The 16,171-nt window shown below is 26.8% G+C and carries 14 protein-coding genes; 6 read left to right on the forward strand and 8 right to left on the reverse strand.

Features of this window, described 5'->3' with window-relative positions:
- Positions 1-62: 62 nt before the first annotated feature.
- Genes EXC47_RS01110 through EXC47_RS01130 form a run of 5 tightly spaced genes read right to left on the reverse strand, consistent with a single transcriptional unit; the run spans position 63 to position 5,721 of the window.
- The gene (locus EXC47_RS01110; RefSeq protein ID WP_129646321.1) at positions 63-593 is read right to left on the reverse strand and encodes a variable surface lipoprotein; all 531 of its coding nucleotides are present in this window, start codon (positions 591-593) and stop codon (positions 63-65) included.
- 15 nt (positions 594-608) lie between these two features.
- Complete coding sequence (locus tag EXC47_RS01115) at positions 609-2,432, reverse strand: APC family permease (RefSeq protein ID WP_129646323.1); 1,824 nt, start codon at positions 2,430-2,432, stop codon at positions 609-611.
- Between the two features lie 51 nt (positions 2,433-2,483).
- Entirely contained in the window at positions 2,484-3,419 is a 936-nt protein-coding gene (arcC, locus tag EXC47_RS01120) for a carbamate kinase (RefSeq protein WP_129646325.1), read from the reverse strand.
- A 5-nt stretch (positions 3,420-3,424) separates the two neighbouring features.
- Positions 3,425-4,468 carry an ornithine carbamoyltransferase gene (gene argF, locus EXC47_RS01125; protein ID WP_129646327.1) on the reverse strand — a complete coding sequence of 348 codons (1,044 nt, stop codon included), beginning with the start codon at positions 4,466-4,468 and terminating at the stop codon, positions 3,425-3,427.
- Between the two features lie 44 nt (positions 4,469-4,512).
- Positions 4,513-5,721 carry an arginine deiminase family protein gene (locus EXC47_RS01130; RefSeq protein WP_129646329.1) on the reverse strand — a complete coding sequence of 403 codons (1,209 nt, stop codon included), beginning with the start codon at positions 5,719-5,721 and terminating at the stop codon, positions 4,513-4,515.
- 291 nt (positions 5,722-6,012) lie between these two features.
- On the opposite strand from EXC47_RS01130, the gene hisS reads away from it, so the two are divergent.
- The 6 genes from hisS to rpmA all read left to right on the forward strand — a co-directional run bounded on the left by hisS (position 6,013) and on the right by rpmA (position 14,435).
- The gene (hisS, locus tag EXC47_RS01135) at positions 6,013-7,332 is read left to right on the forward strand and encodes a histidine--tRNA ligase (protein ID WP_129646331.1); all 1,320 of its coding nucleotides are present in this window, start codon (positions 6,013-6,015) and stop codon (positions 7,330-7,332) included.
- 1 nt (position 7,333) lies between these two features.
- Positions 7,334-9,037: an aspartate--tRNA ligase gene (gene aspS, locus EXC47_RS01140; protein WP_129646333.1), complete on the forward strand. Its 1,704-nt coding sequence runs from the start codon at positions 7,334-7,336 to the stop codon at positions 9,035-9,037.
- A gap of 106 nt (positions 9,038-9,143) precedes the next feature.
- Entirely contained in the window at positions 9,144-10,802 is a 1,659-nt protein-coding gene (locus EXC47_RS01145; RefSeq protein WP_129646335.1) for an MnuA family membrane nuclease, read from the forward strand.
- 102 nt (positions 10,803-10,904) lie between these two features.
- Positions 10,905-13,637, forward strand: coding sequence for a magnesium-translocating P-type ATPase (mgtA, locus tag EXC47_RS01150; protein WP_129646337.1), 2,733 nt, complete (start codon positions 10,905-10,907; stop codon positions 13,635-13,637).
- A 212-nt stretch (positions 13,638-13,849) separates the two neighbouring features.
- A complete protein-coding gene (gene rplU, locus EXC47_RS01155) occupies positions 13,850-14,149 on the forward strand; it encodes a 50S ribosomal protein L21 (protein WP_129646339.1) in 300 nt (99 codons plus the stop codon).
- A 7-nt stretch (positions 14,150-14,156) separates the two neighbouring features.
- A complete protein-coding gene (gene rpmA / locus EXC47_RS01160) occupies positions 14,157-14,435 on the forward strand; it encodes a 50S ribosomal protein L27 (RefSeq protein ID WP_129646341.1) in 279 nt (92 codons plus the stop codon).
- Between the two features lie 30 nt (positions 14,436-14,465).
- On the opposite strand, the gene EXC47_RS01165 is transcribed toward rpmA, so the two are convergent.
- The 3 genes from EXC47_RS01165 to grpE all read right to left on the reverse strand — a co-directional run bounded on the left by EXC47_RS01165 (position 14,466) and on the right by grpE (position 16,170).
- Complete coding sequence (locus EXC47_RS01165; protein WP_129646343.1) at positions 14,466-14,741, reverse strand: bacteriocin; 276 nt, start codon at positions 14,739-14,741, stop codon at positions 14,466-14,468.
- 150 nt (positions 14,742-14,891) lie between these two features.
- Complete coding sequence (locus tag EXC47_RS01170) at positions 14,892-15,281, reverse strand: MscL family protein (protein ID WP_129646345.1); 390 nt, start codon at positions 15,279-15,281, stop codon at positions 14,892-14,894.
- A 43-nt stretch (positions 15,282-15,324) separates the two neighbouring features.
- Entirely contained in the window at positions 15,325-16,170 is an 846-nt protein-coding gene (gene grpE, locus EXC47_RS01175) for a nucleotide exchange factor GrpE (protein WP_129646347.1), read from the reverse strand.
- Between the last annotated feature and the right edge of the window lies 1 nt (position 16,171).

Consider the following 16,171-nt stretch of genomic DNA (forward strand, 5'->3'; position numbering starts at 1 on the left):
AATTATACTTAATGTTTTAAAATTAAAAAATAAAATACACAACTAGGTGTATTTTATTTTAATTATTTCATTTTATTAATAGCTTCTTGCATTTTTGGATTAACTAAATCATAAAGTTTTGCTTTTTCAGAAGAAACTTCTTCTTCATTTTTGTTATTTTTTAGTTCATTATATTTTGTTTCAATTTCATCGTGAATAGCTTTAAGATCCTTAATATAAGCTGGACTGTTGTTTTTAACTTCAACGTTTGTTGAAATTCTTATTTTTTCCAATAAAGCTATTTTGACGCTATTTTTATTAAGCAATTCATTTGTTCTATATTCATCTAATTTTGTTTTAGCTTCAGAATATTTAGTATCAGAAGGATTTTCTAAAGAATCTTCAATTTCTTTTAATTTTTCATCAAATTTTACTTTTTCAGTTTCATTTAACATTGAGCCATAATAATTAGTCAATTCTAATGAAGCAGAATAATCTTTTTTAGCTTGTGAATCTTCAGCTTTTGGTTCCTCTGGGTTATTGCATGAAATTGCAATTGTAGGGATTGAAAAGGAAGAAACTAATAACATAGATTTTAAAATTTTATTTTTCATAATTCCTCTTTAATATTATGCCAAAACTTGTTCTTTATATTGAGATAAAATTGATGTTTTGTATTCTTCATATTTTTCTAATGAACCAAATTTGTGTTTGTGAATTGCATCTTCTATGTAAGAAGGAGCAAATGATAAAGCTATGTATAATGCTAATACAATTACTAATGCAACTCTACTAATTATAAGATCATTTAATTTTGAAGCTACATTTACATTAGCAAATGCTAAGGCAGCATCTGAACTAGCTTCTAAATTCATGTTCTCAACAATTTTTGAAGCACCTTCATAACCATATTGATTATTTAAGAATGCATTCATGCCTTCAGAAGCTGCATCTCTTGCTGTGTAAAGTGAATCAAATCCTGCTAATAAGAATAAATCGATAATAGGAACAAGAACTGTTACTAATAATGAAATAAATACAATTATTACAGAAATATATGCTGTTGGTAAGAAGTATTTTTTCTTATCTTTAATAAGAACTTTATTTGTTTTTCTATTAATTATTCCACCTAAAATAGCAAATGCAATAAAAGCAAATGTAAATAATGCAGTTCAGTTTGACATTAAATCAGCAAAGGTGTATAGTCTATTCATTGATCCACCTGATTCTGATACTAATGCTCTTCAATCGTTTGGTGAGTCATAATATGCATAATCTGCATTAAGTGGTAAGTAGGCTAATGCACCAATAGCTGTAAATACTATAACAACTGGTATTGTAATTACTAATGAGTATACTATACCGATAATAGGACGATTTGGATTTAATTTACCTTGGAATCTATTTCAAAATGGTAAATCACCAAGAGCTAATAAATCTTCAACATAACGAGGAGCTCACATTGAAAAACCATTAATAATTCCTAGAACACCAATAGCTATACAAAGATTCATAATACCAAATACTATTCTAGCAGCTAAAGAACTACCAAATAAGTTTGCCATATAATCTTGCATACTAAAGAATGAACCACCATTAATAGACATTGAAATAGCTATTAATAAATAAATTAATGTTGTTATTGCAAGACCTAAAAAGATAGCTGCTGGAGTTTTTTTAGGTTCTTTCATTTCTGATTGAATACCTGCTGCTACATAAAAACCATCATATGCAAAGAAAATAGCTGTAACTGCTAAGAAAACACCTAATCCAGCACCAATGCCACTAAATGAAGCGATACCATCTCCAACTTTAATTGCATGTGATATTGAACCTTTTGATTCAACTAATATTTTAACTTCAGAAACACCACCTGTGTTTGTACCTGCTAAAACAAAACCAATTATTCCAACAAATACTAATGGTAAGAACTTAACAGCTAAAACAACTTTATTTTGAATATCTCCAACTTTTGATCAAATTGCAGGAACTGTTAAGAAATAAACTGTCATAATTAATGATATAACTAACCAAATCATTCAGTCTTGTGATGTACCAAATACAGCATCTCTACCTAATAAAGCAGTAAAACCATCTTGTAAAGAAAGAATTACATATAAAGGCATAAAGAAGTATGTAAGTGGTAAATAAATATATGTCATAAAGTCTTTTGATGATAAATAAATACGTCTGCTACAAAAAACTTTTGTTCAGCTCATTAATGATAAATTATCATTTCTTACTGAAGAAATTTCAATCAAGGCTAATGCCATTGCTATAACTGCAAATGAGGCAATTATTCAACAAAAGGCTGCTAAAATAATTGACGCATGTGAGCTACTTAGTACACTACCTGATTTAAAGAAGATACCCGCACCTATTGATCCACCTATAACGATCAACATTGCACTAATAAAGGAAATCTTCTTTTCTTTTGTTTGTGTTTCACTCATGATTAATTTCCTTAAAATTAATTAAAATAACTTATTTATAGTGGTTTAGATTTATTTATTAATAATTCTTGTACCACTTGTTCCTAAAATAGCTTCTCCTACTTTTTCTAAACTTGCTATAATAGCAACATTTTCAGGATTTTCTTTTACAAAAGCAATTGCTGCTTTAACTTTTGGAAGCATACTACCTGGTGCAAATTGATTTTGTAAAATATATTCTTCTAATTCGCTAATAGTAACTGTTTTTAAATCTTTTTGATCTGGTTTATTATAGTTAATACTTACATAATCAACTGCTGTTAAAATAATAAATGTGTTTGCATTAACTTTTGAAGCAAGTTTGCTTAATGCGAAATCTTTATCAATAACTCCATCTACTCCTTCAAACAAGCCTTCTTCGTTAATTATTGTAGGTATTCCACCTCCACCACCAACAATTACAACACCTCCATTATCATAAGTTTGCTTAATTGTATTCATTCCAATAAAATCAATTGGCAATGGTGAAGGAACAACTTTTCTAAATCCTCTACCAGCATCTTCTACAATTGTTGAATTAGGATTAGCAACTTCTGCTTCTTCTTTTGTTTTATAAAAAGGTCCTACTGGTTTTGTTGGATTTGCAAAAGCTTTATCATTTGAATCAACAATAGTTTGTGTTAAAAAGTATGAAACATCCTTTTTAATTCCACTTAACTTAAGTTCATTTGTTATTGAGGTTAGCATATGATAACCTATATAACCTTGTGACATACCTCCAGCTTCAGCAAATGGAATTAATGGTGTCTTTTCATTAACTTTTTTTGCATCTGCAAAGGCATTAAATATCATTCCTACTTGTGGTCCGTTTCCATGACCTACTAATACTGAATGTCCTTCTTTGACTAATGCTGCAATTTTTTGAGCAGGAACCTTAACAAGTTCTTTTTGTTCTTGTGGATTATTTCCTAATGCATTTCCACCAAGAGCTATAACAATTTTTTTCATAATTATTAATATCCTAATGTAGCTAAAATAACTGCTTTTATTGTATGCATACGGTTTCCAGCTTGTTGAATTGATTTATTGTATTTTGATTGGAATACTTCATCAGTAACTTCCATAGCTCCTGTTGCAACAACTGGATATTTTTTACCAAATTTTTCTTTAATTTCAGCTGAAAAAGCTGTGTGATCGTCATGGAAAGCTGGTAAACAGTGTAAGAAGATAACATCTTCCTTAGCTGCTTTAATCATATTCATATCAACTTGGAATGCTCCTAATTCTTGAATACGAGGTTCAAATAATGAGAAGTCTTCTCCTAATGATACTCAAACATCTGTATAAATAGCATCTGCATCTTTTGCGGCTTCTATTTTATTATCTGAAAATGAAACTGAGCCACCGTTACGTGCAAATAATTTTTGACAAGCCTCATAAACTTCTTTATGATCAGGTCCGTTTTTAACAATTTCTCATTGTGCTTTTGGACCACATAAAACAATATTAACTCCAAAGAATGCTGCACCTATTAATAATGAACGAGCAACATTATTTTTAATATCACCGGCAAATACTAATTTTTTACCTTTTAAATCACCTTTGAACTCTTTCATTGTCATGTAATCGGCAAACATTTGAGTTGGATGTTCTGCATCTGTTAAACCGTTTCATACTGGAACACCAGAATATTTTACTAATGCATCAACGTCTGATTGTTTAAAACCACGGAATTCGATACCATCATACATTTCTCCTAAAACCATAGCGGTATCTTCGATTGATTCTTTTTTACCAAAGTTTGATCCTGATGGTCCTATGTATGTACAGCTTGCTCCTAAATCAGCTGCTGCTACTTCAAAAGCGCAACGTGTTCTAGTTGAGTCTTTTTGGAATAAAATAACAATATTTTTTCCTACTAATGGACGATTATTTGTGTGTAAACCTTGTAATTTACTTCTTTTTAAATCCATTGATAAATCTAAAACATAATTTACTTGTTCTGTTGTTAAGTTTAAAGCTGAGTCTAAACTTCTTCCTTTAAGATTAATTGGCATATTTCTCCTTTTTAATTTTTTTAAAATACTATAAAATAATTATTTTAGTCAATATCTTTTCTAATTAATGGCATTGACATACATCTAGCACTACCCATTCCTAGTGATAATTGGTTACCTTTAAATGATAATACTTTAACACCGGCAGCTTTTAAAGCAGCTTCTGTTTTTTCATTTCTTGAATATCCAACTACCACACCTGGTGCTATAGTTAAATAGTTTGTTCCATCGAAGTGTGTTTCAATATCGATATCTAATTGAGAAGCACCTTCTCCTGCAATAGGGATCAAAATAGGTTTTTCTTTAATAATTGTTTCTAAAATTTCTGCTAACGAACCTTCTATTTCATTTCATTCTATAGAATCTTTATTAAGATCTATTTCTCAAACTTTTAAAACAGATAACATATTTGGTGAGTATAAAAATTTATTTCTATCTACCATTGTTAATCATGTGTCTAAGTGCATTAAGTTTGGCATAGGTGGAACATTTATTGCGTAAATTTTTTCAAATTTTGCTTCTTTGTCCTCTTTTATCTTTCTAGCCATAACATTAATAGCTTCTTTATCAGTTCTTTCACTTACACCTATTACTAAGGTTTTTGAATTGTAAATAAAAACATCACCACCTTCAATACTACCCTTATCTGTACGATCAAATCATTTTGGTACAGACATATAGTCTGGGTTATTTGCAAAAATAAATTCAGCAAATATAGTTTCTCTTTGACGTGTTACATACTTCATGTGATGTAATGAAATACCATTACCTACTGAAGCAAAAGGATCACGTGTAAAGTATAAATTTGGCATTGGGTCAACAACCAACACTCTATCTATATCTATATTTAATTCTTTTTTCTCAATACCAGCCATCATGGTTCTAACCATTTTTTTAAGGTCTTTTGTTGAAAGATTTGTGATGTAATCTTCTACTATTTTTCTCAATTTTGTATCTAATTTTGGTTCACACTCATCAAGTCATTTAGTGATGAATGCTTTTCTAGCAGTTTCACTTGCAACTTTTCAAGTTGAAACTACTAAGTCATCTAACTGAATAACTTTTACACCATTGTCTTCTAAGACTTTGATGAAAGCTTTGTGTTCTTCAACAGCGCTTTTAGGTTCTAAAATCGCTGAAAACAATAATTCATCAAGACGTGTAGGTGCTACCCGCCTTATCTCATCGCCTGGAGTGTGAACTAGAACTTCTTGTAATTGTCCTATTTCACTATAAACATTAATTTTACGCATTTTCAATTCCTCAATCTTGAACTTAATTATTATCGACACAAATTTGCTTTTTAACAAACGTGTCATTAAAATTATAGTTTTTTTATTTATTATTTTTAAAATATGATAAATTTTCCATATATTTTCCATATATTGAAGATAAAATGAAAATTTAGTATCAATATTATTTTTTTGTTATATATAAATAATAGACTAAGTAAACATAGAAAAACACTTTTTATAATTAATATTGATATATAAAAAAAGACAAAATAATTTATAATTAAATTATTAATTATAAGAGGAGTAAATATGTTTAATAGAATAAAAGGCACAAGAGATTTAAATCCGAAAGAATATCAAATTTTTGAATATATAAGAAAAACTTTTCTTTTCACATCAAAAAGTTTTAATTTTAATTCAATTGAAACACCTATTTTAGAATATGCTAACTTATATAAAAGAAGTGTTGCAGGAAGTGATATAGTAAAAAAAGAAATGTATGAATTTATAGATAAAAGTGATAGAGAAATAGCTTTAAGACCTGAAGGGACAGCAGGATTTGTTAGAGCATTAATTGAAAATAAATGATATGCAACATTAAAAACAACAAAATTTTCTTATTTTGGTCAAATGTTTAGATATGAACAACCACAAAAAGGTAGACAGAGACAATTTTATCAAGCTGGCGTAGAATCTATTAGCTCTGAAAATAATCCTTATATTGATGCTGAATTAATAATTATGGCTGATCAAATATTAAAAATGCTAGGAGTTAGCACAACACTAAAAATTAATTCAATAGGTGATGAAGAATCAAGAAATAAATACCAACAAGTTTTAAAAGAATACTTTTCAAAATATATTGATCAATTAGAAGATATTTCAAAAGAAAGACTAAACAATAATGTACTAAGAATTCTTGATGATAAAATAGAATCTAAAAAAGATTTTGTTAAAAATGCTCCTAAAATAAACAAGTATTTAAGTGAGTATAGTAAAAATTACTTTGAAAAACTAACAAAAATATTAGATAGTTCTAATATAAAATATCAAATTGATTATTCCTTAGTAAGAGGATTAGACTATTATGATGAAATAGTTTACGAATTTGTTTCAAATAGCAAAAATTCTGGAAGTCAATCTACTTTAATAGGTGGTGGAAGATATAATTCTCTTATTTCTGAGTTAGAAGGACCTAAATTAAAAGCAGCTGGGTGAGGATTTGGCGTTGATAGAATAGCTGAAATTATTTTGGATGAAAATATTGATTTTGAAAATGATGATGTTGAAAAAGTGGATATTGTAATTGGTTCTATTAATGAATATAATCAAAATATTTTATTTTCTATTTCAAATGAATTAAGAAAATATGGCATAAAAATAGATTTTATTTTTGAAAAAACAAAAAGTAAAAAAATATTTGAAAGAGCAAAAAAAATGAATGCAAAGTTTGTGATATTTGACGATGAAATAAATAATAAAAATAATTTTATAGCTAAAGAATTATCAGAAAACGATAAATGTATTTTTTCTTATGATGAAGAAGGTTTTGTTAATTTATTAGAATTTTTAAGTTTTTATGAATTGGAAGCTTTAGAACAAATAGATATTGAACAGGAAAGGGAATAACATGAATAGTAAGAAAATTAAAAATAATGAACTTAGTTTAAAGGACTTAAACAAAAAAGTTATATTACATGGTTGAGTTGCAAATAAAAGAAGATTTGGTGAATTAACTTTTATAGACTTAAGAGATAGATATGGTATAACACAATGTGTTTTTAAAAAAGACATAAACGTATCAAAAGAATCAGTAATTGAAATATCTGGTGTAGTTAAAAAACGTATGACTCCAAATTTAACCATTCCTACTGGTAAAATAGAAGTTTTAGTAAAATCTTTTAAGATATTATCTGAAGCACATGCTGAATTACCTTTTTCAATAAGAGATGATATTGAAGTTAAAGAAGAAACAAGATTAAAGAATAGGTTTTTAGATTTAAGAAGACCTATTATGCAAAAAAATATTGAACTAAAATATAATATTATGCATGAAATAAGAAATTTTATGCATGAAAATGAATTTCTTGATATTGAAACTCCAATGCTTGCTAAAAGTACACCAGAAGGTGCAAGAGATTTTTTAGTTCCGACTAGAAATAAAGGTCAATTTTGAGCATTACCACAGAGCCCTCAATTATTTAAACAATTATTGATGTGTTCTGGATTTGAAAGATACTATCAAGTTGCTAGATGTTTTAGAGATGAAGATAGTAGAAAAGATAGACAACCAGAATTTACCCAATTAGATATTGAAACAAGCTTTTTGGATGTTAAAGATTTTCAAAAAATAATTGAAAAATTAGTTAAAAGAATAATGAAAAAAGTAGGTTATAACTTAAAATTACCTATTCAACATATTAATTATGATGATGCAATAAGAGATTATGGTTCAGACAAACCTGACTTACGTTTTGATTATAAAATAAAAGATATTAATGACTTTTGTAATAATACAGATTTTGAAATAATAAAAAATGCAAAAAGCAAGCGTTTACTTTTTGTAGATACATTAATTTCTAAAAATGATTTTAAACATTTAGAAGAAATAGCCAAGAAAAATAAAGCAAACATATTATTTTACTTTGTATATGAAAATGGTGAAATTGTTCATACTAATTTTGCTAAAAAAGTTCCTGAAGCCGTAAATGAATTAATTAAAAATAATAAAAATAAAAATGGATCATATTTTATTGTTGCAAATGAATACGAAAAAGCTTCACAAGCATTAGGAGCTATAAGAGTAGAATTAAATGATATTTATCATTATGAAAAAGAAGAATACAAATTCGCATGAATAGTTAATTGACCTATGTTTGAATATGATGAAGAAACTGATAAATGAAGTGCAGCACATCATCCATTTACAAGATTTGCTCACAAATTTGAAGAATTAGATAACATAAATAAAAAAGATATGAGAGCAATAGCTTATGATCTTGTATTAAACGGTTTTGAAATAGGTGGTGGTAGTGCTAGAATCTTTAAAAAAGAAATTCAAGAAAAAATGTTTGATTTAATTGGATTGTCAAAAGAACAGCAAGAATCAAAATTTGGATGATTTTTAAAAGTTTTTGATTATGGTGTTCCCCCTCATTGTGGAATGGCTTTTGGTATCGATAGATTAATAATGATATTAGCTAAACAAAAATCAATAAGAGATGTAATTGCATTTCCAAAAAATGCAAAAAATCAAGACTTATTTATGGATGCACCAAGTGATGTGACCGAAGATCAATTAGCTGAATTAGGACTATCTTTAAAAAAAGATTAATAAATTAGGTGGATTTATTTCCACTTTTTTTATTTTTTTTCATATTTTTTTCATAAATATTAGAATTTCTATCTATTACAACTCAATTTAATATAATTAAATAGATATGAAAAAAAATAAAAATATTTTACACTTATTAAAAAAAACTTCAATATTAACAGGAGTATTATCTTTACCTATTTTTTTAAGTGCATCATGCACAAATAATGAAGAAAAACCAAAAAGCAAAGTTAATGAGGGTAATACTTCAAGCTCTAAATCTAATGAAAATGTTGGAAATCACTCAACACCATCAATAATAAAAATAGATGATATTAATGATAGACATGAAGAAAACAATGAAGAAATCGAAGGTATTACAATAGATGAATGAATAAGAAATACCATTATACCTAATACTACAGTTAGCTTATCAAAAAAAATAATAGATAATAAAAAAGCATTATTGCCTTCAAGCATCGATGAAAAAAACTTTAGAATAAAAATAAAAGATGTAACAAATGCTGATTTGAAATTAAATGGAATTCATAGAAGCAAAAAAGTTATTTATAACGACAAAAATGGATCAATTATTGTAAAAGTAATATATACAATAGATGAAGATAATTATGAAAAAGATTTTCTATTTGAAGGATTTAAAATAAATAAAAAAGCTTCTTCAAATAATGAATTAGAAAACAGTAATTCAGAAAAACCTAAACCAGACAAACCTAATAAACCTTCAAGATCTAATAATGAAACTAATGATATTTCAGAAAGTGTTTCATCTAATGCTGAAAGAATTAGATTAGCTTCTTGAAATGTTTTAAACTTTGGTGATGGAACCTTGAAAAATGATTTTAAAGTTGAAACTCTTTCTAGCATAATTGATAAACAAGGCTATGATGTTGTTGGTTTAATGGAATTAGATGATGAATCAGCTGCACCTGCAATAGCAAATTGATTAAACAAAAAGCAAAAAAATGCAAATTGAAAAGTTGTTCAATCAGATAGAAAACTAACAAATAGTAATAAAAATTCTGCTGAATATGCAGCATTTATATATAAAAGTAATTTATTAGAAATTTCTGGATTTAAGAATTCAAATGAACAATGATTAGCATATGACGATACAGGTTGAGTAAATTATGAAGGAAGTAAAGAAAAATACAGAGGATATAGTAGACCTCCATTTGGTGTTAAATTTAAAACAAAAACAAAAATTAAGAATGATTTCACCTTTGTAGTTTCACACTTAGATAGTCCTGGTGCTGCCAAGGATGAGGAAAAATCTAAATTATTAAAATATGCTCAAGGTGCACAAGAATCAAATGAAGCTGCTAATTTACATAATGTAATGAACTGATTTGATAAAAAAGATGGGCAAAATGATGATTTATTCTTTATGGGTGACACAAACATAAAATTTAAAAATTCAGACAAAGCTTTTGAAAATCTTAATATAAATGGATATAAAACAATTTTTGATGAAAGAAAAGAATTTTTCAGTTCATTAAATACTAAAAACGGATATGCAAATCCATATGATAAATTATTTGCTAAAACAAATTTAATTGTTACAAACCCTAAGGTTTACGCTTTGGACAGAGTTACTACAGACGGAACATTAAAACATTTAAATATTTCTAATTTAAGTCAATTCGTAGAATGAGCTAAAAGAACTACTGGTAAGTCTTATTCATCTCAATGAGCTGCTATTAGATCTATTTCAGATCATAATCCAATAAGTGTTGATATTATTTTAAATTCAAATGATACTAATTAATATTTAATAATTTTTTAAAAATAGAGTGCTATTAGTGCTTTATTTTTTATATTTCTAATATAATTTATTTATAAATTATATATTTATTAGAAAGGAGGCAATATGGCTTTAAATAAAAAAATATTAAATAATCAAGAAAATGAAAATGCTAAAAATCAATTAATAGTTGCTTCTAAAATGTCAAATAAAGAACTTTTTGAAATTTATAATTCATCAAGTCAAGGTTTAGAAACAGAAGAAATAATTGAAAACAACAAAGAAAAATATGGTGTAAATATTTTAAGTAAAAAAAGTAAAAATACCGTTTTAAAAAGATTTGTAGATGCTTTTTTAAATCCTTTTTCAATAATTTTATTTGTTTTAGCAATAATTTCTATGATTACAGATATTATTTTGCCTATTTATGATAAAGATCAAAATACTGGAGCAGAACCAGCAACTATGATTATTATACTTTGTATGATTTTAATAAGTGGTATTTTACACATTGTTGAAGATACAAGAAGTAGTAGTTCAGCTGAAAAACTAGTCAATATGATCCAAACTACAACAAAAGTTGAAAGAAATGGAATTAGATACGAAATTCCATTGGACAAAGTTGTTGTTGGGGACATAATAATATTAGCTGCTGGAGATATAATACCTGCTGATGTTAAAATTTTAAATGCAAAAGACTTATTTGTTTCTCAATCCTCTTTGACAGGTGAAAGTGAATCGATAGAAAAATTTGCTAACTTAATAGATGGAAAAAATTATGAAAATGTTACTGATAGACATAATTTAGCTTTTATGGGATCTAATGTTATTTCAGGTTCAGCTAAAGCAATGGTTATAGTAACAGGAGATAGAACTTATTTAGGACAAGTGGCACAAAAAATTAATGCTAAACCAGTTAAAACAAGTTTTGAAAAAGGTATAGCGTCAATTTCATGACTTTTATTAAAAATAATGCTTGTTGTAGTGCCTATTGTTTTCATAATTTCAGGATTAAGAGGTTATTTATCTGATTCTAATAGAGATGCTAATAAATGATTAGAAGCATTTATGTTTGCAATCTCAGTTGCTGTTGGACTTACGCCAGAAATGCTTCCTGTTATTGTAACTAGTACTCTTGCTAAAGGTGCTGTTTCAATGTCTAAAAGAAAAACAATTGTTAAGAGCTTAAATTCAATACAAAATTTTGGTGCAATGGATGTTTTTTGTACAGATAAAACTGGAACATTGACTTTAGACCAAGTTGTTTTAGAAAGACATCTAAACATTTCTGGTGAAGATGATATAAATGTTTTAAAACATGGCTTTTTAAATAGTTATTATCAAACTGGTTTAAAAAATTTACTTGATTTATCAATTATTGAAAAAACAGAAGAATTAAGTGAATTACATGAAGAATTAGACAATTTATCTTCTAATTATGTTAAAGTTGATGAAATACCTTTTGATTTTGTTCGTAAAAGAATGAGTGTTCTTGTAAAAAGAAAAAAAGAAGATTCGTTATTAATGATAACAAAAGGAGCAATGGAAGAAATATTATCCATTTGTAATAGAATAGAATATAATGGTGAAATTATTAATTTAGACGAAAAAATGTCTAAAAAAGTAATGAAACAAGTAGATGAACTAAATGATCAAGGAATGCGTGTTATTGGTGTTGCTAGAAAAAACGACCCTTCTAATGTAGGTGAGTTTAGTGTAAGAGATGAAAATGATATGACTTTAATAGGCTATTTAGCATTTTTAGATCCGCCAAAAGAATCAACAGCTTCTGCTATTGAAAACCTCTATGAAAATGGAGTTGACGTAAAAATACTTACAGGTGATAATGCAAGAGTAACAAAAGCTATTTGTGCAAAAGTTGGAATACCTTCAGACCATATTGTATTAGGTAAAGACGTAATGAATATGGATGATGAAACTTTAAGAGCAGAAGTAGAAAAATATAACATTTTTGCTAAATTAAGCCCTGATCAAAAAGCTAGAATAATAAATGCTTTGAGAATAAATGGACATGTTGTAGGATACATGGGTGATGGTATAAATGATGCGCCTGCTATGAAAGCAGCTGATGTTTCTATATCAGTTGATACTGCTGTTGATATTGCAAAAGAAAGCGCAAATATTATTCTTCTTGAAAAAGATTTAAATGTATTAAACACAGGAATAATAGAGGGTAGAAAAACTTATGCAAATATGAATAAATATATAAAAATGACAGTAAGTAGTAATTTTGGAAATATTATAAGTATTTTAATTGCATCAATGATGTTGCCATTTGTTCCATTAGTAGCAGCTCAAATATTATTCATGAATTTAATTTATGATATATCATGTGGTGCTATTCCTTGAGATAATGTTGATAAGGAATTTTTAAGAAAACCTAAGACTTGAGAAACGAAAAGCATAATTAAATTTATGCTATGATTTGGACCTGCAAGTACGCTGATTGATTTACTTTCATTTGTAATATTACAATTTGTATTTTTACCTTTACTTTATCCTAATATAGAAGTAAATGGACCTGAATGACAATCATTATTTCAAACTGCATGGTTTATAATTTCAATGTGAACTCAAAGTATAATAATCCATTTCATTAGAACAGAAAAACTTCCATTTGTAAAATCAAAACCTGGCTGATTATTATTACTTTTTTCAATTTTAGGAATCGTAATTGTTACAACAAGCCCTTATATTCCAATATTAAACACTGCATTAAAATTATCTATTTTAAATCCATATTTTTATATTTTATTAGGTTCATTAGTTATTCTATACATTTTACTAGTTATGTTGGTAAAATTCATATACATAAAAAAATATAAAGAATTATTATAAAAGAGTTTTTTGCTCTTTTTTTATATTTTTTTACTACTATAAATCAATTTTTTTAGTTATTTTTTAATAATAAAAATTTTAATTAATTTGCTTCATTTTTGATGTCTTAATATTATAATATTAATGTTACTTATTGTAACCATTCTAACAAGGTTTAAGTATTCAAAAAGAATCACCTCAAAGATGAGCCACATTACAGAGGAGGTATTGCTATGTTAGCAATTATCGAAACTGGAGGCAAACAAATTTTAGTTAAAGAAGGTGAAACAATTTTTATCGAAAAAATTGAAGGAGAAGTTGGAACAGAAGTTGTTTTCGACAAAGTTCTTTTAGTTGGTGATAAAATTGGTGCTCCTTTTGTAAAAAGCGCAAAAGTTACTGGAGAAATCCAAAAACAAGGTAGAGCTAAAAAAATTATCGTTTACCGTCACAACGCTAAGTCTACACACAAACGTAAACTTGGTCACCGTCAACCTTATACACGTGTTAAAATTACTTCTATTAAAGGATAATTAGAATATGGCACACACGAAAGCCGGTGGTAGTACACGTAATGGACGTGACAGCCGTGGTCAAAGATTAGGTATTAAATTAGGTGACGGACAATTTTGTACAGCAGGATCAATTATTTTTAGACAAAGAGGAACAAAAATTTTTCCTGGTACAAATTGTGGACGTGGTAACGATGACACTCTATATGCGCTTATTACAGGATATGTAAAATTTGAAAAAAGAAGAAATAGAACATATGCCTCAGTATACCCAGAAAGAAAAGTTGAAGTTAAATCTTCAAAATAATTAAATACCATGCGTTCAGCATGGTATTTTTTAATAAGCAACATAAACAGGTTGTATATATTTTACTTCTGTATTTTTCATATTTTTTTCATTTATTAATGTTTTTTCTTCATTTCACTTAATTGAATTATCTTTATTTTTTATTTCTCCACTATTTGTTTGGAACATCTTAACAACAGATGCTATGGCTGATATTGCTGATAAAGCCAAGGGAACTATTGTGCTAATTATAGCCACTGCTGAACCACCACTAATGTTTGCTAATTCATTTTCATTTATTTTTTTAAATAAATTAGTTTTATTCATATTCCTCCTTTCAAAAAAATAGTTATAAAATATAGCAAATTTAATCTAAAAAAACAAAAAATTAGACAAATACAGCTTTTGTTTCTTTAAAATAATAAAAAATAATTGGTTTCCCAATTATTTACTCCTTTTTTAAAAATAAAATCCTTTTTATTTTTGGTGGTGTTCAGCCAATCTTTTATTCATTTCTTTTAATTCAGCTAAAATATTTTCTTCAACTGAAGGAGCTGCAATTGTTGCAACTGGTGGATGTTTCTTAAGTCTTGCTGATATAATAGCATTTTTAATTAAGAATACAATAATTAACATTAAGAAAATAAATGTAGCAACAACTAAGAATGAAACTAAAGCTGAAACAAATTCTAAGAATAAAGTACCCTCACCAATTTTATCAATTCCAGGGATAAAGCTAAAAATTAATTTTGCTAATGAACTAACAACAGCATTAAATGACTGTCCTAATAAAAGCCCGATAGCAAGCATAAACATATTTCCACGTTTAACAACGCTTCATGCTTCTTTTACTGATTTTTTAAACATGTAATTATTTTAATGTAATTTCTTAAAAATCAAAATTTTTATTTTATTTTTTTAAATAAGAATTTTCAGGACCCTTTTCTTCTAATATTTTTTTAGCTTGAACATCTGTTGACTTTAAACTTGTAACAACATTAGCAACTTTTATAACTCTATCATATAGTTTATATCCTATTGATAAAACATTAATTATTGTATTAGATTCTAATTCATCATCAATAAACTGATCCATAACCTTTTGAGTATTAGGATCAAATTGTTCTCCAAAAATAGGTCTTATTTCTTCTAGTCCAAAATTTTTAAATAATTCATCAAATTGTCAAATTGTAGCTTTGTAATTAGAAAGTAATTTCAATCTATTAGAATCTTCCTCTTCTTGAGCTTTTAAAACTAATTTTTCAGTTGTAAATTTAAATACTGAATAATATTTAGAAAACTCTTCAAAAAACTTTTGTAATGAATATCTTTCAATTTCTTTCTTTTTATCTTCTGGTATAGAAACCAATTTTTTAGATAGTTCAAAATCTTTTTCTTTAATAATTTTTTCTAAAGAACTAATATGTTCTTTTAATTGAATATTTGAATTCTTTGATTTAACATATTTACTTTCTACATAATCATTAATTTTAACCTCAACTTTTAATTCTTCATTAACGAATTCTTTTAATGATTTGTTGTCTTCTTCTACTAAATAATTAAAAATAATTTTTTTATTTAAAGTTTTACCAACAAGCATTTTTGAAAGAAAAGGTAAATAAAATTTTCCTCCTAGAATCAAAGAATAATTTTTAGTTGAAAGTTTTTTAACTAAAATGTCTTTATTATAGACATTTACATCAATTATTATTTTGTCACCTTTTGATAATATATTTTTTTCTAAATCTAATTTCATT

It is taken from the genome of Mycoplasmopsis maculosa, from assembly GCF_900660665.1.
Classification (GTDB): Bacteria; Bacillota_I; Bacilli_A; order Mycoplasmatales; family Metamycoplasmataceae; genus Mycoplasmopsis; species Mycoplasmopsis maculosa.